The sequence below is a fragment of the Pseudomonas sp. M20 genome, assembly GCF_045037865.1.
Taxonomy (GTDB): domain Bacteria; phylum Pseudomonadota; class Gammaproteobacteria; order Pseudomonadales; family Pseudomonadaceae; genus Aquipseudomonas.
In genome coordinates, this window is record NZ_CP173611.1 from 4,405,064 (window position 1) to 4,423,399 (window position 18,336).

Sequence of the window (18,336 nt, forward strand, 5' to 3'; positions counted from 1 at the left end):
CAAATTCTATCGATCGTGGCGCTTCAACCACTGTTCGGCCAGAACTCGCGCCTTGGCGTCTGCCGTAAATACGGCATCGAGATCCGCCAATGCTACGACCGGCTCGAGGCTCAAGACTTCTTCGATGATACTCGCGATTTCCAGGTAACGAACCCGTCCGTCGAGAAACGCCGCCACCGCCACTTCGTTGGCTGCGTTCAGCATCGCCGGAGCACTGTCACCCGCCTCGGCAGCTTGCCGTGCCAAACGCAGACAAGGGAAACGCTCTTCATCGGGCGCTTCGAAGTCCAGACGCGCCACAGCAAACAAATCCAGCGGTGCCACGCCGGAATCAATGCGCTGCGGCCAGGCCAGGGCATTGGCGATCGGCGTGCGCATGTCGGGATTACCCAACTGCGCCAGCACCGAGCCATCGACATAATCGACCAGCGAGTGAATCACGCTCTGCGGGTGAATCACCACCTCGACCTGCGAAGGCTTGGCATCAAACAACCAACAGGCCTCGATCAGCTCGAGACCTTTATTCATCATGCTGGCCGAATCGACCGAAATCTTGCGCCCCATGGACCAGTTCGGGTGAGCACACGCCTGCTCAGGTGAAACATGCGCCAGCTCACTCATCGGCGTCTGTCGGAACGGACCACCAGAGGCTGTGAGTAAAATCCGACGGACACCGACCGAACTCAATCCACGGGCAAAATCCTGTGGCATGCACTGAAAAATCGCGTTGTGCTCGCTATCGATCGGCAGCAGCACCGAACCACTCTTGCGCACTGCCTGCATGAACAGAGCGCCGGACATCACCAGCGCCTCTTTATTGGCCAGAAGAATCTTCTTGCCCGCTTCGACAGCCGCCAGGGTGGGACGCAGCCCTGCCGCACCAACGATCGCCGCCATCACTGCATCGACTTCCGGAGCAGCAGCGACCTGACACAGGCCCTCCTCCCCCACCAGCACACGGGTCGGTAAACCGGCGGCACGCAAATCATCTTGCAAACCGCGCGCGGCGGAAGCTTCCGGCACCACGGCAAATTGCGGCACGTGACGCACGCACAGGGCGAAAAGCTCAGTCAGGCGCGTGAAGCCACTCAGCGCGAACACCTGATAACGCTCAGGATGGCGGGCAATGACATCCAGCGTACTCAGACCGATCGAGCCGGTCGCACCCAGAACGGTGATCTGTTGAGGACGACTCACGGCGCAGCCATCCACAGCAGCACGGCAAACACCGGGATGGCCGCTGTCAGGCTGTCGATACGATCAAGTACGCCGCCATGACCAGGCAGCAGGTTACTGCTGTCCTTGATGCCGGACTGACGCTTGAACATGCTTTCGGTCAGGTCGCCAACCACGGAGATAAAGACGATCAGCGCAGCGCCAATCAAGCCTTTAAGCAACTCGGCGACGGTCCAGTCGCGGACAAACGCGACAATGGCGGTAATCACCAGACTCAACGCCAGGCCACCGTATACGCCTTCCCAGCTTTTGCCCGGACTGACTTGCGGGGCCAGCTTGCGCTTGCCGAATTTGCGACCAGAGAAATAAGCCCCGATATCGGCACCCCAGACCAGCACCATCACAGCCATGATCAGCCAGTTACCCAGCGGGTACTGCTTGATCTGCACCAGGCCTTGCCAGGCCGGTAGCAGAATCAACAGACCGATGACCAGCTTGGTAGCGGCGCTAGACCAATGCACGCTGGAATGTGGATAGGTCAGCACCAGCCATGTTGCCACCGCCCACCACAGCACAGAAGCACCCAGCACCCACGGGGCAAGCCCGGGCAGGATGTACATGATAAACAGCATGAACGCGACCACGGCGGCAAAACCCACGCGGAACGCTTGCCCGGTGAAGCCTGCCAGACGCGCCCATTCCCACGCCCCCAAAGTCACGACCAGACCGATAAACAAGGCAAAACCGGAGCCTTCCAGCAGGAAAAACCCGCACAAGGCAATCGGCAGCAGGATCAGTGCAGTGATGATTCGTTGTTTAAGCATTAAACCCGGGCTCCAGCTTCAACCTGCTCGCTCGTTTTACCGAAGCGACGCTGGCGTGAAGCGAAATCGGCCAGCGCATTGCGCATGGCATCGTGTTTGAAGTCCGGCCAGAACAGGTCGGAGAAGTACAACTCGGCGTAAGCCAGTTGCCACAGCAGGAAGTTGCTGATGCGGTGTTCGCCACCGGTACGGATGCACAGGTCCGGCAATGGCAGATCGCCGGTCGCCAGACAGGTTTGCAGCAGATCCGGGGTAATGTCTTCCGGGCGCAGGTGCCCGGCCTGGACTTCACGCGCCAGACGCTGGGCAGCCTGTGCAATATCCCACTGACCGCCGTAATTGGCAGCGATCTGCAGGATGAACCGGTTCGCACCCGCCGTCATCGCTTCGGCTTCACGCATTGCTGCCTGAAGCTCCGGATGAAAGCGCGAACGATCGCCGATGATACGCAGGCTGATGTTGTTGTCGTTGAGGCGCTTGGCTTCACGACGCAAGGCCTTGAAGAACAGATCCATCAAGGCACTGACTTCATCGGCCGGACGCTGCCAGTTCTCACTGGAAAACGCGAACAGGGTGAGCACTTCGACCTTGGCCTCGGCACACACCTCGATCACGGCCCGCACAGCATCCACACCCGCTTTATGCCCGGCGACACCCGGCATAAAGCGTTTTTTCGCCCAGCGATTGTTGCCATCCATGATGATCGCGACATGGCGCGGCACCGCGGACGGCGCAGTCTGCTTGGTCTTGTCCATTTAAAGCTCGACCCTTATACGGCCATCAGGTCTTTTTCTTTCTCGTCCGTGGCCTTGGTGATCTGGGCCTCGGATTCTTTGGTCAGCTTATCGATATCAGCGATGGCACGACGCTCTTCGTCTTCGCTGATTTCCTTGTCCTTGACCAGTTTCTTGAGCTCGCCCAAGGCATCACGACGAATATTGCGCACGGCAACACGCGCGTCTTCAGCAGCGCTACGCGCCTGCTTGGTGAAACCTTTACGCGTTTCCTCGGTGAGGGCCGGCATAGGGATCAACAGCAACTCACCCAGGTTGGTCGGGTTGAGGTTCAGACCGGCGCTCTGGATTGCCTTGTCGACGGCTGCGAGCATGTTGCGCTCGAACGCCACGACCTGCAGGGTGCGCGAGTCTTTCACGGTGACGTTGGCAACGCCGCTCAGCGGGGTGTCAGTGCCGTAGTAAGGCACCATCACACTGCCGAGGATGCTCGGGTGAGCCTTACCGGTACGAATCTGGCCGAACGCGTGGTTCAGAGACTCCAGGGATTTCTGCATACGCGCTTGGGCGTCTTTCTTGATTTCGTTGATCATTGTTGGCCTTCCTCGATCAAAGTCCCTTCAGCGCCGCCGTGCACAATGTTCAGCAGGGCACCGGGCTTGTTCATGTTGAATACGCGTAGCGGCATCTTGTGGTCGCGGCACAGGCAGATAGCGGTCAGATCCATTACGCCCAGCTTGCGATCCAGTACTTCATCATAAGTCAGATGATCGAACTTCTCGGCATGCGGGTCTTTGAACGGGTCCGCGGTGTAAACGCCATCGACCTTGGTCGCTTTGAGCACGACGTCGGCATCGATTTCGATTGCACGCAGGCAGGCTGCCGAATCCGTGGTGAAGAACGGGTTGCCGGTACCGGCTGCGAAGATCACGACGTCTTTGGAGTTCAGATGACGCATGGCTTTGCGGCGATCGTAGTGATCGGTCACGCCAACCATGGAAATGGCCGACATAACGATGGCCGAGATATTGGCACGCTCCAGCGCATCGCGCATGGCCAAGGCATTCATCACAGTGGCCAGCATGCCCATGTGGTCGCCTGTGACCCGATCCATACCGGCTTTGCTCAAGGCTTCGCCACGGAACAGGTTGCCGCCGCCGATCACCAGACCGACCTGTACGCCGATACCGACCAGCTGGCCGACTTCCAGCGCCATGCGATCCAGTACTTTTGGATCGATCCCGAACTCTTCCGAGCCCATCAGGGCCTCGCCGCTAAGCTTGAGTAGAATGCGTTTATAGCGAGCCTGATAACCACTGCCCTGCTGAGCCATTGCGAATCTCTCCTGCGGCGTATTTAAAATTCTTTGCGAGCTGTTTACAGCTGGCGTTCACTCTAGCTTGGCACTGCTTCAGCGCCATCGGAACATGGCTTTGTAAGTCAGTTCCAAGTGGAAACCAATTAAAAACTGGCTCCCCCATCTGAAAAGAGGCTGCGCGCGTAAGCGGGCAGCCTCTTTCGGGCGACAGTTGAAAAACCGTCTTACTGCTTGGCGGCAGCCAGCTGGGCAGCAACTTCTTCAGCGAAGTTGTCGACCGGCTTCTCGATGCCTTCGCCTACTTTGAAGTAGGTGAAGGAAACGATTTCAGCACCGGCTTTCTTTGCCAGTTCGCCAACCTTGATTTCAGGGTTCTTGACGAACGCCTGCTCAACCAGGCTTGCTTCAGCCAGGAACTTGCTGATACGGCCCTTGACCATATTTTCAACAATGTTTTCTGGCTTGCCTTTGATTTTTTCTTCGTTCAACTGCAGGAACACAGCTTTTTCGCGTTCGATAGCTTCAGCCGAAACTTCCGATGGCAGCAGGAACTCAGGGTTGCTGGCCGCTACATGCATAGCGATGTCTTTGGCCAGTTCAACGTTACCGCCTTTCAGAACAACTGCAACACCGATCTTGTTGCCGTGCAGGTAGCCACCAACAACGTCGCCTTCTACGCGAACCAGACGACGGATGTTGACGTTTTCGCCAACCTTGCCGACCAGCACCAGGCGAGCAGCTTCTTGAGCTTCGATCAGCGGAGCAACATCAGTCAGCTTGTCAGCGAAGGCTTTTTCGATGCTTTCAGCAACGAATGCCTTGAAGTCGTCCTGCAGAGCCAGGAAGTCGGTCTGCGAGTTCACTTCCAGCAGAACAGCAGATTTGCCGTCTTCTTTCAGAGCGATGGCGCCTTCAGCGGCAACGTTGCCAGCTTTTTTGGCAGCCTTGATTGCGCCCGAAGCACGCATGTCATCAATGGCTTTTTCGATGTCGCCGTCAGCCTTTTCCAGGGCTTTCTTGCAATCCATCATGCCTTCGCCGGTACGCTCGCGCAGTTCTTTAACCAACGCTGCAGTAATTGCTGCCATTTTCAAATTCCTCTTGGATAGGTTTTCAACCATTCCACCCGATCGAACGGGCGTTCAATTCGTCCCGAACCCGTTTGTAGCCGCTGCACGTTACAAATACAGGGCGGGCGCTGCCACAAGTGGGCGCCAACAATTGGTTTTCGAGGTGGCAAAAAGGGGGCCAAGCCCCCTTTTTGCTTACTGAGTCAACGCCAGGGCGTTAATTACTCAGCTGCAGCCTGAGTTTCTTCAGCTGCGAATTCTACAGTGCCGCCAGCAACATTGTTGCGACCACGGATCACTGCGTCAGCCATCGAACCCATGTACAACTGGATAGCGCGGATTGCGTCATCGTTGCCTGGGATGATGTAGTCAACGCCTTCCGGGCTGCTGTTGGTGTCGACAACGCCGATTACCGGGATGCCCAGCTTGTTGGCTTCGGTGATCGCGATGCGCTCGTGGTCAACGTCGATCACGAACAGTGCGTCTGGCAGACCGCCCATGTCCTTGATGCCGCCCAGCGAACGATCCAGCTTCTCAAGATCACGGGAGCGCATCAGCGCTTCTTTCTTGGTCAGCTTGGCGAAAGTACCGTCTTCGGCTTGAACTTCAAGGTCACGCAGACGCTTGATGGAAGCACGAATGGTTTTGAAGTTGGTCAGCATGCCGCCCAACCAGCGGTGATCGACGTACGGCGAACCGCAACGTGCTGCTTCTTCAGCAACGATCTTGCCAGCGGAACGCTTGGTGCCGACGAACAGAATCTTGTTTTTGCCCTGGGCCAGACGCTCTACGAAAGTCAGAGCTTCGTTGAACATTGGCAGGGTTTTTTCAAGGTTGATGATGTGAATCTTGTTACGCGCGCCGAAAATGTACTTACCCATTTTCGGATTCCAGTAACGGGTTTGGTGACCGAAGTGCACACCGGCCTTCAGCATATCGCGCATATTGACTTGGGACATGATAGTTCCTTAATAAGTCGGGTTTGGCCTCCACGTATCCCAATGACCAACCAGTGGCATAAAGCCAAAAGCACCCAGGTCATCGTGTCGACACGTGTGTGGATTTAAGCTTTTCGGGGTATCCCCGGAAAGCGGCGCATTTTATACCACAGGGTGCGCAGAAACGGAACCCGGAATCTGTATCCGCACCAAGGACATGGGCGCAGCCCCCTTGGAATCGGCCCCGAACGCACCATTGTATAGAGAGAAGCGATGCATGCGGGCGCTGAATTGCGCCGTGCGTCTGTTAGAATCGCGTTTTTCAGGGTCGCAAAACGCACACCTGCCACCCTATTCGTATCAGCAAGCGCCGCCGAGCGCAGAGAGAGCCTGTATGACCGTCAACCTCAAAACCCCCGAGGACATCGCTGGCATGCGCGTCGCCGGCAAACTGGCCGCCGATGTGCTGGAAATGATTGCCGAACATGTCAAACCGGGCGTCACCACCGATGAGCTGAACCAGATCTGCCACGACTACATCGTCAATGTGCAGCAAGCCATCCCTGCCCCGCTCAACTACAAAGGCTACCCGAAGTCGATCTGCACCTCGATCAACCACGTGGTCTGCCATGGCATCCCGAACGACAAGCCGCTGAAAAACGGCGACACCCTGAACATCGACGTCACCGTGATCAAAGACGGCTACCACGGTGACACCAGCCGCATGTTCCACGTCGGCGAAGTGCCGGTCTGGGCCGAGCGCCTGTCGCAGATCACTCAGGAATGCATGTACAAGGCGATCGAAATCGTCAAACCTGGCTGCCGCCTCGGCGACATCGGCGAAGTGATCCAGAAGCACGCCGAGAAGAACGGTTTCTCGGTGGTTCGCGAGTTCTGCGGTCACGGTATCGGCAAGGTCTTCCACGAAGAGCCGCAGATTCTCCACTACGGCCGCGCCGGCACCGGCATGGAACTGAAGGCCGGCATGACCTTCACCATCGAGCCGATGATCAACCAGGGCAAGGCCGACACCAAAGTGCTGGGCGACGGCTGGACCGCGATCACCAAAGACCGCAAGCTCTCGGCGCAGTGGGAACACACCCTGCTGGTCACCGACACCGGTTACGAGATCTTCACCCTGCGCGCGGATGACACCATTCCGCGCATCTCGGCCTGATCCAGACAACGCTCCCAGCCTTATAGAAGGAAAGCCAATCGATGCCGCAGGTGGATCCCGAACTCTTCGACCGCGGCCAGTTCCAGGCTGAACTGGCCCTTAAAGCGAGTCCTATCGCGGCGTTCAAGAAGGCGATCCGCCAGGCTCGCGAGGTCCTCGACACACGTTTTCGCCAGGGTCGCGACATTCGCCGCCTGATCGAAGACCGTGCCTGGTTCGTCGACAACATCCTGCAAAAGGCCTGGGAGCAGTTCAACTGGAGCGAAGACGCCGACATCGCGCTGGTCGCGGTTGGCGGCTACGGCCGCGGTGAGCTGCACCCGTATTCCGACATCGACCTGCTGATCCTGCTGGACAGCGCCGATCACGAAGTTTTCCGCGACTCCATCGAGCGTTTTCTGACGCTGCTGTGGGACATCGGCCTGGAAGTCGGCCAGAGCGTACGCTCGGTCGATGAATGCGCCGAAGAGGCCCGCGCCGACCTGACCATCGTCACCAACCTGATGGAAAGCCGCACGATCTGCGGTCCCGAACGCCTGCGCCAGCGTATGCTCGACGTCACCAGCACCGCACACATGTGGCCGGCCAAGGAGTTCTTCCTGGCCAAGCGCGCCGAGCAGAAGGCCCGCCACCATAAATACAACGACACCGAATACAACCTGGAACCCAACGTCAAAGGCTCGCCCGGCGGACTGCGGGATATTCAGACGATTCTGTGGGTAGCCCGACGTCAGTACGGCACCCTGAACCTGCGCGCCCTCGCTGGCGAAGGATTCCTGGTCGAGAGTGAAAACGCGTTGCTCGCCTCCTCTCAGGAATTCCTCTGGAAAGTGCGCTACGCCCTGCACATGCTCGCCGGTCGCTCCGAAGACCGTTTGCTGTTCGATCATCAGCGCACCATTGCCGGGCTGCTCGGTTTTGAGGGTGACGACGCCAAACAGGCGGTCGAAAACTTCATGCAGCAGTATTTCCGCGTGGTCATGAGCATCGCCCAGCTCAGCGACCTGATCATCCAGCATTTCGAGGAAGTCATCCTCGCCCCGGAGGACGAAGCGCCGCCGCAGCCGATCAACTCGCGCTTCCAACTCCACGACGGCTATATCGAGGCACGCAACGACAACGTGTTCCGCCGCACCCCTTTCGCCATGCTCGAGATTTTCGTGCTGATGGCCCAGCAGCCGGAAATCAAAGGCGTACGCGCCGATACCATTCGCCTGCTGCGCGAGCACCGTCACCTGATCGACGACAACTTCCGCAACGATATTCGTAACACCAGCCTGTTCATCGAGCTGTTCAAGTGCAAGATCGGCATCCACCGCAACCTGCGGCGGATGAACCGTTACGGCATTCTCGGGCGTTATCTGCCGGAATTCGGTTTCATCGTCGGGCAGATGCAGCACGACCTGTTCCATATCTATACGGTCGATGCGCACACGCTGAACCTGATCAAGCATCTGCGCAAATTGCAGTACACCCAGGTCTCGGAGAAATTTCCGCTGGCCGCCAAGCTGATGGCCAAGCTGCCCAAACCCGAACTGATCTACATGGCCGGTCTGTACCACGATATCGGCAAGGGCCGGCACGGCGATCACTCGGAGATCGGCGCGGTCGATGCCGAGGCGTTCTGCCAGCGTCATCAGTTGCCGGTGTGGGACAGCCGCCTGATCGTCTGGCTGGTGCAGAACCACCTGGTGATGTCGACCACCGCCCAGCGCAAGGATTTGTCCGACCCACAGGTGATTCACGATTTCGCTCAGGCGGTCGGCGATGAAACCCGTCTCGACTATCTGTACGTGCTGACCGTGGCCGACATCAACGCGACCAACCCGACGCTGTGGAATTCGTGGCGCGCCAGCCTGTTGCGCCAGCTCTACACCGAGACCAAGCGCGCCTTGCGTCGCGGCCTGGAAAACCCGGTCGATCGCGAAGAGCAGATCCGCCAGACCCAGAGTGCTGCGCTGGACATTCTGGTGCGCGGCGGCACCGACCCGGACGACGTGGAGCAATTGTGGGCGCAGTTGGGCGATGACTATTTCCTGCGCCACACCGCCGGCGACGTGGCCTGGCACAGCGATGCGATCCTGCAGCAACCGGTCGATGGCGGGCCATTGGTGCTGATCAAGGAAACCACCCAGCGCGAATTCGAAGGCGGCACGCAGATCTTCATTTATGCACCGGATCAGCACGACTTCTTCGCGGTGACCGTGGCGGCGATGGATCAGCTCAACCTGAACATTCATGACGCCCGGGTTATCACCTCGAGCAGCCAGTTCACCCTCGACACCTACATCGTGCTCGACAACGAAGGCGAGTCCATCGGCGACAACCCGACGCGGGTCAAACAGATCCGCGAAGGCCTGACCGAAGCGCTGCGCAACCCGGATGACTACCCGACGATCATCCAGCGCCGGGTGCCGCGCCAGCTCAAGCATTTCGCCTTTGCGCCGCAGGTCACGATTCACAACGATGCGCAGCGTCCGGTGACCGTGCTGGAATTGACCGCACCCGATCGCCCGGGGTTGCTGGCAAGGATCGGCGGGATTTTTCTCGAATTCGACCTGTCGCTGCAGAACGCCAAGATTGCGACCCTCGGCGAGCGGGTGGAAGACGTGTTTTTCATGACCGACGCCCACAACCAACCGTTGTCCGACCCGTTGCTGTGCAGCCGTTTGCAGGATGCGATCGTTGAGCAACTGAGCGTTAATCAGGAACCCGATATCAAATTGTCGCGCATCAGTATCTGATGGCGCCCCGGATTCAAATGGCTTTGCGAGAGACCCAGCCCCAATGAACAACGCTCTGAACCAGCTCCAGCCGTACCCGTTCGAAAAGCTCCGCGCTCTGCTCGGCAGCGTGACGCCGAACCCGGACAAACGCCCGATCGCCCTGTCGATCGGCGAGCCGAAACACCGTTCGCCAAGCTTTGTCGCCGAAGCGCTGGCCAACAGCCTGGATCAGATGGCGGTGTATCCGACCACCCTCGGCATCCCCGCCCTGCGTGAAGCCATTGGCGGCTGGTGCGAGCGTCGTTTCGGCGTGCCAAGCGGCTGGATCGATCCGGCGCGCAACGTGTTGCCGGTCAATGGCACTCGTGAAGCGTTGTTCGCATTCACCCAGACCGTGGTCAATCGTGGCGATGACGCACTGGTGGTCAGCCCGAACCCGTTCTACCAGATCTACGAAGGCGCCGCATTCCTTGCCGGGGCAAAACCGCACTACCTGCCGTGCCTCGACGAGAACGGTTTCAACCCGGATTTCGATGCCGTTTCGCCAGACATCTGGAAACGCTGCCAGATCCTGTTCCTCTGCTCGCCGGGCAACCCGACGGGCGCATTGATCCCGGTCGACACTCTGAAAAAGCTGATCGCTTTGGCCGACGAGTACGACTTCGTGATCGCCGCCGACGAGTGCTACAGCGAACTGTACTTCGATGAACAAACCCCGCCGCCGGGTCTGCTGACGGCCTGCGTCGAACTGGGCCGCAAGGACTTCAAGCGTTGCGTGGTATTCCACAGCCTGTCCAAGCGCTCCAACCTGCCAGGCCTGCGCTCGGGTTTTGTCGCCGGTGATGCCGACATTCTCAAAGGCTTCCTGCTGTATCGCACCTACCACGGCTGTGCGATGCCGGTACAAACGCAACTGGCCAGCGTGGCGGCGTGGAATGACGAAGTGCATGTGCGCGCCAACCGTGCGCTGTATCGCGAGAAGTTCGATGCGGTGCTGGAGATCCTCAGCCCGGTGATGGACGTGCAGCGTCCGGATGGCAGCTTTTATCTTTGGCCGAACGTGCAAGGCGACGACGCCGCGTTCTGCCGCGATCTGTTCGAGCAGGAGCACGTGACCGTGGTGCCGGGTTCTTATCTCTCCCGCGACGTCGACGGCGTCAATCCTGGTGCCGGTCGCGTGCGCATGGCGCTGGTTGCGCCGCTGGCAGAGTGCGTCGAAGCCGCCGAACGGATTCGCGCCTTCATTACTCGCCAAGAGTAACTTTCAAATATCCGCACCAGGCAATCTGGTGCGGACTTCCATATTACAGAAACCCCAACTTACAACGCATCGCTTTACTCATCTACACGCAAACAAATAACTTACCCTCCGCAACAACGATAACGTATCAAACAAGACAAGTTCACGACCTATTGAACTTGTAGACACCCTCGAGAAAAACAAACACCCTATAAAAACTCATTAAATCTCAAAAGGAATTGATTATGTATAAAACCAAGCCGTGTCTGAAACTTGAAATAGATGACCCCATCGCCAGCTTTCGAGCAGCCATCAATGAAAATCCTAAAAACATTTCGTATACCTCCGGCTCAGGCCTGTCCTCACGAACAATGGCCATCAACGCAAAGTGCTGGCAACCGAACCGTCACCTGACCATTTCGTTCCTGGACAATCCCCCCGCCGCGCTGAAAGACGCGATAAAAAAACATATATGGGAATGGGCTGATTATGTCAGTCTCACCTTTAGTTTCATTGACCGCAAAGACGGCATAATCCGAATAAAAACCAACACCACTGAAAATGCATCTCAAATTGGAACTGATGCACTAACAGTCGCTGCGGGAGAGCCAACCATGTTCATATCCGCGCGACCGGCAGATTCCGATTTCCGCACAGTGGTATTGCACGAATTTGGTCATGTTCTCGGATTACATCACGAGCACTTGCACCCGGATGCAAACATCCCCTGGAACAAACCAAAGGTCTATAAGGAATACGCAGAAAAATGGGGAATGGATAAGGAGAAAGTGGACCTGAACATCTTCACACCGATAACCGAGCAGACCACCGTCACCGGGTACGATCCAACATCCATCATGCATTACCCTGTCGAAAAGGAACTGACCGATGGAAAATTCGAAGTACCGATGAACACCGAAATCAGTTGGGAAGACAAACGCATAGCCGCGCATTTCTACCCGATCGAAATCCCTGACGACGGCTCCTGCGAGCGACCATGAAGCGCCATCAGGGACGGTCTTTCACTACGACTTGACCTGCCCCAGATTGGCTTCACTCAAGTCCAGATCGGCCAACACTTCTCTGAGCACGTCATCACCTATCTGGTGATGACGACTGAGGCTATACAGTTCCAGACGCTGCGCCCTTAGCGCCTTCAAGCGCAGGCGGCGCTCAAGCAGATCCATCTGGAAAGCCAAGGCCTGGGCTTCGGCGGAATCATTGAAAACATCGAGCTGATGGCGATACTCGGACATGATCCGCGCCTTCAACTCGGCCGACAGAGCGGCTTGAGCAGCATCCTGCGGAGTCGTTTCTTCTGTTTCGAGCGCATGAATCGCCGCTTCCGCGGTTTTGCGCCAGGCATCGCGCACTTCCTGACGCCGCTTGTCATCCGGGCTCTTTTCGATACCGCGCAACAGCAGAGGCAGTGCGATGCACGCCGAAATCAGCGACAACAGAATCACCCCGGCAGCGATGAAGATCAGCAGGTCGCGCTCCGGGAAGGCGTCGGCACCCAGCAACATCGGCACCGACATCACGCCCGCCAGCGTCACCGCGCCGCGCACGCCGCCGACGGTCAGCAACCAACAGGAGCGCGCGGTCGGTACTTGTGTCAGCTCACCCTTGCCGCGCAAACGTCGCAGCAACACCGACAAGCGCCAGATGCTCTGCACCCAGAAAAACCGCAGCAATACCAACGTGAGGAAAATCGCCACGACATCCAGGCAGCGATAAAACAACGTCGGCCACAAGGTCGGCTCGTGGCTGACCACGGCTTTGATGATGTCGGGCAATTGCAGGCCCAGCAGCAAGAAAATCAGACCGTTGAAGGCGAACTCCAACAGTGACCAGACGCTGCGATTGAGCAAGCGGGTGCTGGTCTGGCGGGGCAGCAGATCGAGCCAGCTCTGCATCATCCCCGCCGCCACAGCCGAAAGGATGCCCGACACACCAAGCCGCTCCGCCAGCACATAGGCAGCGAACGGCAGCAGCAACATGAACACCACATGGGTAGCCGGGTCATCCCAGCCACGAGCGATCATCCACGCCCGCAAGCGCCCTACCAGCCAGCTCAAGGCCACACCGACCGCCAATCCGCCGAGCGCCACCACGACAAAGGTCAGACTGGCATTGGTCAGCGAGAACACGCCCGTGATGGCCGCTGCCAGTGCGAACTTGAAGGTCACCAGACCCGAGGCATCATTCATCAGCGCCTCGCCCTGCAATATATGCATCAGCGGGGTCGGCAGGCGGTTTTGCGAAATGGCCGACACCGCCACGGCGTCCGTCGGCGACAACACCGCCGCCAGGGCGAAAGCCACCGGCAGTGGAATGGACGGCAACAACCAATGAATGAAGTACCCGGCGCCGACCACGGTGAACAGCACCAACCCCACCGCCAGCGTGAGGATCGGCCCGCGCAGGTTCCAGAACTCACGCTTGGGCATGCGCCAGCCATCGGAAAACAGCAGGGGCGGCAGGAACAGAAACAGGAATAATTCGGGATCGAGCGCCACATGCAGACCCAAGGTCGGCCAGGCGAGCAATGCGCCAGCGGCGATTTGTACCAGCGGCAGTGGCAACGGGATGACCCGTCCGACCAGCCGCGAGACACTGACCAGCATCAGCAGGATCAGGACGGTGTAAGCAGTTTGCATAAAGCGGAAATCTCAGACAATCGACAGCGTTGAACTGCCATATTAGCCGCTTAGGATGCGTCTGACCGTTGCACCTATGTCGCAGCTGCCGGATTGCAGGCCCTTGTGGGAGCGAGCCTGCTCGCGAATGCGGTGGATCATTCAATATCGATGTCGCCTGATATGGCCCCTTCGCGAGCAGGCTCGCTCCCACAGGTTTTGCGTATTCACCGAAGGGTCATGGCATAATCCGACACCATTTTTCTCCAGCACCTGTAAAGGGGGCAATTCCTTGACCGTTTCAAGTAAAACGTTGCACCTTTTCGGCATCAAAGCCTGCGACACCATGAAAAAGGCGCGCACCTGGCTTGATGAGCACGCTGTCAGCTACGACTTTCACGATTACAAAACCGCCGGTATCGACCGTGAACACCTGACCCAATGGTGTGACGAGCATGGCTGGCAAACGGTGTTGAACCGCGCAGGCACGACCTTTCGCAAACTCGACGACGAACGCAAAGCCGATCTCGACCAGTCGAAAGCCATCGAACTGATGCTCGCTCAACCCTCGATGATCAAGCGCCCGGTGCTCGATCTCGGTGACCGAACCCTGATTGGCTTCAAGCCAGATATCTACGCGGCCGCTCTGAAGTAAGCAGCCCGTCACTCTTTGTAGAGGTGTATTTACATGTCCAATTCCCTGTTCAGCATCGCCTTTGGTGTCGGCACTCAGAACCGTCAAGGCGCGTGGCTGGAAGTGTTCTACGCACAGCCACTGCTCAACCCTTCGGCCGAACTGGTCGCGGCAGTTGCGCCGATCCTCGGTTACACCGAAGGCAACCAGGCCATCACCTTCACTACCGCTCAGGCTGCGCAACTGGCCGAAGCCGTGAAAGGCATCGATGCCGTGCAAGGCAAGCTGCTGACCCGTCTGGCTGAAAGCCACAAGCCGCTGGTCGCCACCCTGCTGGCTGAAGATGCACAGCTGACCTCGACGCCTGAGGCCTACCTCAAGCTGCACCTGCTGTCGCACCGTCTGGTCAAGCCACACGGCGTGAGCCTGGCCGGGATCTTCCCGCTGCTGCCGAATGTAGCGTGGACCAGCCAGGGCGCCATCGACCTGAGCGAACTGGCGGAAATGCAACTGGAAGCCCGTCTGCGTGGCGACCTGCTGGAAGTGTTCTCGGTGGACAAGTTCCCGAAAATGACCGACTACGTGGTACCGGCTGGCGTGCGTATCGCTGACGCGGCACGTCTGCGTCTGGGCGCCTATGTCGGTGAAGGCACCACCGTCATGCACGAAGGCTTCATCAATTTCAACGCCGGCACCGAAGGCCCGGGCATGATCGAAGGCCGCGTTTCTGCTGGCGTATTCGTCGGCAAGGGTTCCGACCTGGGCGGCGGTTGCTCGACCATGGGCACCCTGTCGGGCGGCGGCAACATCATCATCAAGGTCGGCGAAGGCTGCCTGATCGGCGCGAACGCCGGTATCGGTATTCCGTTGGGCGACCGCAACACCGTTGAGTCGGGCCTGTACGTGACCGCCGGTACCAAGGTTGCGCTGCTGGACGAAAACAACAACCTGGTTAAAGTCGTGAAGGCGCGTGAGCTGGCCGGTCAGACTGACCTGCTGTTCCGTCGCAATTCGGAAACCGGTGCGGTGGAATGCAAAACCCACAAATCGGCGATCGAACTGAACGAAGCGCTGCACGCTCACAACTAAGTGCTTGGATAATCCATTGTAGGAGTGAGCCTGCTCGCGATGCTTTTAGCGCCCTCACGGACGCCATCGCGAGCAGGCTCACTCCTACAGGATTTGGCGTACATCCCGCCCCTCTTCACCAGGGCTAAAGACCGTGATGATTCCCTCCCCCTGGCGTGCCGATTTCCCGGCCATCGCCGCTCTGCAACGGCAAGACCAGACCTATCTGGACAACGCCGCCACCACGCAAAAACCCCAAGCCCTGCTCGACGCACTGACGCATTACTACGCCAACGGCGCAGCCAATGTGCACCGTGCGCAACACCTGCCCGGGGCTCACGCGACGCAGGCGTTCGAGGACAGTCGGCTCAAGGTTGCCCAGTGGCTGAATGCCGGTGACAGCGGGCAGATCATCTTTACCCACGGTGCCACCAGTGCGCTGAATCTTTTGGCCTATGGCCTGGAACATCTTTTCCACCCGGGCGATGAAATTGTCATCAGCGCCCTGGAGCATCACGCCAACCTGCTGCCGTGGCAGCAACTGGCGCAACGGCGCAACCTGAAGCTGGTTATTCTGCCGCTGGACGCTGACGGCCTGATCGACCTCGCTGCCGCTGTGCATTTGATCGGCCCGCGCACGCGGTTGCTGGCGGTCAGTCAGTTGTCCAACGTGCTCGGTGCGTGGCAGCCATTGCCGGCATTGCTGGGCATGGCCAAGGCGCAAAACGCACTGACCGTGGTCGATGGCGCGCAAGGCGTGGTTCACGGCCGGCATGATGTGCAGGCGCTGGGTTGCGACTTTTATGTGTTTTCCAGCCACAAGCTCTATGGGCCTGATGGTCTCGGCGTGCTGTTCGGGCGCAACGCTGCGCTTGAGCAATTGAAGCCTTGGCAGTTTGGCGGCGAAATGGTGCTGGAAGCCAACTATCACGACTCGCGTTTCCGCCCTGCTCCGCTGGGTTTCGAGGCGGGTACACCGCCGATTGCCAGTGTGATCGGCTTGGGCGCGACGCTCGATTATCTGGCCGGGCTGGATCAGGACGCGGTGTCGGCCCATGAAGCGGCGTTGCATGACTATTTGCTGCGCGGCCTCGCAGCGCGTAACGGCATTCGATTGCTCGGCAAGCCGCAATTGGCGTTGGCGAGTTTTGTCGTCGAGGGTGTGCATAACGCTGATCTGGCGCACTTGCTGACCGAGCAAGGGATTGCCGTGCGCGCCGGCCATCACTGCGCGATGCCGCTGTTGAAAAGCTTCGAGTTGGCCGGAGCGATTCGGGTGTCGCTGGCGCTGTACAACGATTCGGAAGATTTGGAGCGCTTTTTTGAAGCACTGGATCAGGCGCTGGAGTTGTTGCGATGAGTTTGCCGGTCGAAGCGGCAGAGGCGTTGCAGACTTTTCAGAGCGCGGCGGGCTGGGAACAGCGGGCGCGATTGTTGATGCAGTTTGGTGACCGCTCGCCGCCACTAAGTGACGCCGACAAGTGCGAGGCTAACCGGGTGCATGGCTGTGAGAGTCAGGTGTGGCTGGTGGGTTCGTTGCGCGACGGTCATTGGCAGTTCGCGGCGAGTAGCGATGCGCGGATGATTCGCGGGTTGGTGGCGTTGTTGCTTTTGCGGGTCAACGGCTTGTCGGGCGCTGAATTGCAGCAGGTTGATTTGCCGGACTGGTTTAATCAGCTAGGGCTTTCGCGACAACTATCGCCATCGCGCAGTAATGGCCTTAATGCCGTGCTCCAGCGGATGAATGAGTTGGCCGGTTAATCGCTTTCGCGAGCAGGCTCGCTCCCACAGGGGAATGCATTTCAATGTGGGAGCGAGCCTGCTCGCGAAGAGGCAATCAGCCTCACCGATCAAACCTCAGGCTTAATGCGATCCGCCGGGCGCCGAACACCGGCGACAATCTTGTCCACAGCCTTGGTCGCCGCGACCATCCCAAACGTCGCCGTAACCATCATCACCGCACCAAACCCACCCGCGCAGTCCAGTTTCACACCGTCACCGACAAAACTCTTCTGCAAACAAATGCTGCCATCCGGCTTCGGATAGCGCAGTTGCTCGGTGGAAAACACACACGGCACGCTGTAATGACGGGTCACGGTGCGCGAAAAACCATAATCACGACGCAACGTCGAACGCACTTTCGACGCCAATGGGTCGTTGAACGTGCGGTTGAGATCGCACACCTGAATCAACGTCGGATCAATTTGCCCGCCCGCACCGCCCGTGGTGATGATCTGGATCTTGCGGCGCTTGCACCAGGCGATCAGCGCAGCCTTGGCGTTGACCGCGTCGATGCAGTCGATTACGCAGTCGATGTTCGCCGTGATGTATTCGGCCATGGTCTCGCGGGTGACGAAATCCGCCACCGCGTGCACCGTGCAATCCGGGTTGATCCCGCGCAGACGCTCGGCCATCACCTCGACCTTGGGTTTGCCGACGGTGCTGTCGAGCGCATGCAACTGGCGGTTGGCGTTGCTGACGCAGACGTCATCGAGATCGAACAGCGAAATCTCGCCGACGCCACAACGGGCCACAGCTTCCGCCGCCCAGGAACCGACGCCACCGACGCCGACGATCGCCACATGGGCCGCGCGCAGGCGTTCCAGACCTTCAATGCCATACAAACGGGCGATGCCTGCAAACCGCGGATCTTCTGTACTCATGACCATTACCCCAAAAACCGGCGCGCATTATAGGGCTACGCGGCGACAAGTTCTAAACATCAGCTACAAGTGTAAGAACTTAAGTCAAAGTCGGCTGCCCAATGTCGGGCATTTCCCTGTCTGATGTAC

The 18,336-nt window shown here is 58.6% G+C and carries 17 protein-coding genes; 8 read left to right on the forward strand and 9 right to left on the reverse strand.

The features are described from left to right. Positions 1–6: 6 nt before the first annotated feature. The 7 genes from ispC to rpsB form a co-directional block, all read right to left on the reverse strand. Positions 7–1,197, reverse strand: coding sequence for a 1-deoxy-D-xylulose-5-phosphate reductoisomerase (ispC, locus tag ACI514_RS19655; protein ID WP_160056215.1), 1,191 nt, complete (start codon positions 1,195–1,197; stop codon positions 7–9). After that, entirely contained in the window at positions 1,194–2,000 is an 807-nt protein-coding gene (locus ACI514_RS19660) for a phosphatidate cytidylyltransferase (protein ID WP_160056213.1), read from the reverse strand. The genes ispC and ACI514_RS19660 overlap by 4 nt, the downstream gene beginning before the upstream one ends. Continuing rightward, on the reverse strand, positions 2,000–2,755 hold the full coding sequence (gene uppS / locus ACI514_RS19665) for a polyprenyl diphosphate synthase (RefSeq protein WP_007908854.1): 756 nt from the start codon (positions 2,753–2,755) through the stop codon (positions 2,000–2,002). Before uppS ends, ACI514_RS19660 begins: the two co-directional genes overlap by 1 nt. A gap of 14 nt (positions 2,756–2,769) precedes the next feature. Further along, entirely contained in the window at positions 2,770–3,327 is a 558-nt protein-coding gene (gene frr / locus ACI514_RS19670) for a ribosome recycling factor (protein ID WP_007954771.1), read from the reverse strand. Next, a complete protein-coding gene (gene pyrH, locus ACI514_RS19675) occupies positions 3,324–4,067 on the reverse strand; it encodes a UMP kinase (RefSeq protein WP_003222124.1) in 744 nt (247 codons plus the stop codon). Before pyrH ends, frr begins: the two co-directional genes overlap by 4 nt. Before the next feature lie 209 nt (positions 4,068–4,276). Next, positions 4,277–5,140, reverse strand: a complete 864-nt coding sequence (gene tsf, locus ACI514_RS19680) for a translation elongation factor Ts (protein WP_007908856.1) — start codon at positions 5,138–5,140, stop codon at positions 4,277–4,279. Positions 5,141–5,343: 203 nt separating this feature from the next. Beyond that, positions 5,344–6,081: a 30S ribosomal protein S2 gene (gene rpsB, locus ACI514_RS19685; RefSeq protein ID WP_003222119.1), complete on the reverse strand. Its 738-nt coding sequence runs from the start codon at positions 6,079–6,081 to the stop codon at positions 5,344–5,346. A gap of 373 nt (positions 6,082–6,454) precedes the next feature. On the opposite strand from rpsB, the gene map reads away from it, so the two are divergent. From map to ACI514_RS19705, 4 genes are all read left to right on the forward strand, one after another. Further along, positions 6,455–7,237, forward strand: coding sequence for a type I methionyl aminopeptidase (map, locus tag ACI514_RS19690; RefSeq protein ID WP_016985097.1), 783 nt, complete (start codon positions 6,455–6,457; stop codon positions 7,235–7,237). A gap of 41 nt (positions 7,238–7,278) precedes the next feature. Beyond that, positions 7,279–9,981, forward strand: a complete 2,703-nt coding sequence (locus ACI514_RS19695) for a [protein-PII] uridylyltransferase (RefSeq protein WP_405122233.1) — start codon at positions 7,279–7,281, stop codon at positions 9,979–9,981. Between the two features lie 43 nt (positions 9,982–10,024). Beyond that, positions 10,025–11,224 (forward strand): succinyldiaminopimelate transaminase, encoded by a 1,200-nt coding sequence (dapC, locus tag ACI514_RS19700; protein WP_160056207.1) that lies wholly within the window; start codon positions 10,025–10,027, stop codon positions 11,222–11,224. Positions 11,225–11,448: 224 nt separating this feature from the next. Next, complete coding sequence (locus tag ACI514_RS19705) at positions 11,449–12,204, forward strand: M12 family metallopeptidase (RefSeq protein WP_108225209.1); 756 nt, start codon at positions 11,449–11,451, stop codon at positions 12,202–12,204. 24 nt (positions 12,205–12,228) lie between these two features. Here the strand turns inward: ACI514_RS19705 and ACI514_RS19710 are convergent, their stop codons facing one another. Continuing rightward, positions 12,229–13,863 (reverse strand): Na+/H+ antiporter, encoded by a 1,635-nt coding sequence (locus ACI514_RS19710; protein ID WP_160056205.1) that lies wholly within the window; start codon positions 13,861–13,863, stop codon positions 12,229–12,231. A gap of 271 nt (positions 13,864–14,134) precedes the next feature. Here ACI514_RS19710 and ACI514_RS19715 point away from each other — a divergent pair, with 271 nt between their 5' ends. The 4 genes from ACI514_RS19715 to ACI514_RS19730 all read left to right on the forward strand — a co-directional run bounded on the left by ACI514_RS19715 (position 14,135) and on the right by ACI514_RS19730 (position 17,305). Beyond that, positions 14,135–14,497: an ArsC family reductase gene (locus tag ACI514_RS19715; protein WP_003222107.1), complete on the forward strand. Its 363-nt coding sequence runs from the start codon at positions 14,135–14,137 to the stop codon at positions 14,495–14,497. A gap of 33 nt (positions 14,498–14,530) precedes the next feature. Continuing rightward, entirely contained in the window at positions 14,531–15,565 is a 1,035-nt protein-coding gene (dapD, locus tag ACI514_RS19720) for a 2,3,4,5-tetrahydropyridine-2,6-dicarboxylate N-succinyltransferase (protein ID WP_405122234.1), read from the forward strand. Positions 15,566–15,698: 133 nt separating this feature from the next. Further along, the gene (locus tag ACI514_RS19725; RefSeq protein ID WP_160056203.1) at positions 15,699–16,904 is read left to right on the forward strand and encodes an aminotransferase class V-fold PLP-dependent enzyme; all 1,206 of its coding nucleotides are present in this window, start codon (positions 15,699–15,701) and stop codon (positions 16,902–16,904) included. Beyond that, positions 16,901–17,305 carry a SufE family protein gene (locus ACI514_RS19730; protein ID WP_160056201.1) on the forward strand — a complete coding sequence of 135 codons (405 nt, stop codon included), beginning with the start codon at positions 16,901–16,903 and terminating at the stop codon, positions 17,303–17,305. The genes ACI514_RS19725 and ACI514_RS19730 overlap by 4 nt, the downstream gene beginning before the upstream one ends. Before the next feature lie 89 nt (positions 17,306–17,394). Here ACI514_RS19730 and tcdA read toward each other — a convergent pair whose 3' ends face one another. Beyond that, the gene (tcdA, locus tag ACI514_RS19735) at positions 17,395–18,207 is read right to left on the reverse strand and encodes a tRNA cyclic N6-threonylcarbamoyladenosine(37) synthase TcdA (RefSeq protein WP_405122235.1); all 813 of its coding nucleotides are present in this window, start codon (positions 18,205–18,207) and stop codon (positions 17,395–17,397) included. Between the last annotated feature and the right edge of the window lie 129 nt (positions 18,208–18,336).

Bases quoted from the DNA above. Each gene is read 5' to 3' on its own strand.
- map (WP_016985097.1), top strand. From the start codon at position 6,455: ATGACCGTCAACCTCAAAACCCCCGAGGACATCGCTGGCATGCGCGTC.
- tsf (WP_007908856.1), bottom strand. From the start codon at position 5,140: ATGGCAGCAATTACTGCAGCGTTGGTTAAAGAACTGCGCGAGCGTACC.
- ACI514_RS19730 (WP_160056201.1), top strand. From the start codon at position 16,901: ATGAGTTTGCCGGTCGAAGCGGCAGAGGCGTTGCAGACTTTTCAGAGC.
- rpsB (WP_003222119.1), bottom strand. From the start codon at position 6,081: ATGTCCCAAGTCAATATGCGCGATATGCTGAAGGCCGGTGTGCACTTC.
- uppS (WP_007908854.1), bottom strand. From the start codon at position 2,755: ATGGACAAGACCAAGCAGACTGCGCCGTCCGCGGTGCCGCGCCATGTC.
- ACI514_RS19705 (WP_108225209.1), top strand. From the start codon at position 11,449: ATGTATAAAACCAAGCCGTGTCTGAAACTTGAAATAGATGACCCCATC.
- ACI514_RS19660 (WP_160056213.1), bottom strand. From the start codon at position 2,000: ATGCTTAAACAACGAATCATCACTGCACTGATCCTGCTGCCGATTGCC.
- ACI514_RS19710 (WP_160056205.1), bottom strand. From the start codon at position 13,863: ATGCAAACTGCTTACACCGTCCTGATCCTGCTGATGCTGGTCAGTGTC.
- dapC (WP_160056207.1), top strand. From the start codon at position 10,025: ATGAACAACGCTCTGAACCAGCTCCAGCCGTACCCGTTCGAAAAGCTC.
- tcdA (WP_405122235.1), bottom strand. From the start codon at position 18,207: ATGAGTACAGAAGATCCGCGGTTTGCAGGCATCGCCCGTTTGTATGGC.
- pyrH (WP_003222124.1), bottom strand. From the start codon at position 4,067: ATGGCTCAGCAGGGCAGTGGTTATCAGGCTCGCTATAAACGCATTCTA.
- dapD (WP_405122234.1), top strand. From the start codon at position 14,531: ATGTCCAATTCCCTGTTCAGCATCGCCTTTGGTGTCGGCACTCAGAAC.
- frr (WP_007954771.1), bottom strand. From the start codon at position 3,327: ATGATCAACGAAATCAAGAAAGACGCCCAAGCGCGTATGCAGAAATCC.
- ACI514_RS19695 (WP_405122233.1), top strand. From the start codon at position 7,279: ATGCCGCAGGTGGATCCCGAACTCTTCGACCGCGGCCAGTTCCAGGCT.